The organism is Hyphomonas beringensis, from assembly GCF_000682755.1.
GTDB classification, from domain to species: domain Bacteria; phylum Pseudomonadota; class Alphaproteobacteria; order Caulobacterales; family Hyphomonadaceae; genus Hyphomonas; species Hyphomonas beringensis.
The window spans coordinates 1-325 of record NZ_AWFF01000115.1 but is presented as its reverse complement, the minus strand read 5'-3'; the positions used below and the strand labels follow the sequence as shown (position 1 = coordinate 325).

Annotated in this window: 1 protein-coding gene; it reads right to left on the bottom strand. The window is 58.8% G+C overall.

Going from position 1 to position 325, the window contains the following annotated elements:
• The coding region (locus HY29_RS18085) for a DUF2924 domain-containing protein (protein WP_034799886.1) at window positions 1–325 on the bottom strand (325 nt) is incomplete at both ends.

Below are 325 nucleotides of genomic sequence, written 5' to 3'. Positions count from 1 at the left end.
ATGGCAGAGAGCGATCTGTAGGTCTTGCCGCGATAGGAGAAGCCATTCCCCACGCGATCGACAACATGTGATACGCCGTTCCATTCGCGGACGAGTCTGGCATCGGATTTAAGATGGACGGTAGGACTAATTGTTCCGTTTTCATCGGCGATCGACCGAAGCTGCATCCTGAGACGAAGGCCCAGGCCGCCGCGTTCTGCGGCCTGGGTTTCAAACGCGACGATCCGACAGAGCAGGGGCCTGCTCAGGCCCTTGGGAGGCGGTGCATCGAGTAGTTGCTCGTAACGACCGAACAGATCGGTGCGAGAGAGAGCCTGAAGCTCGG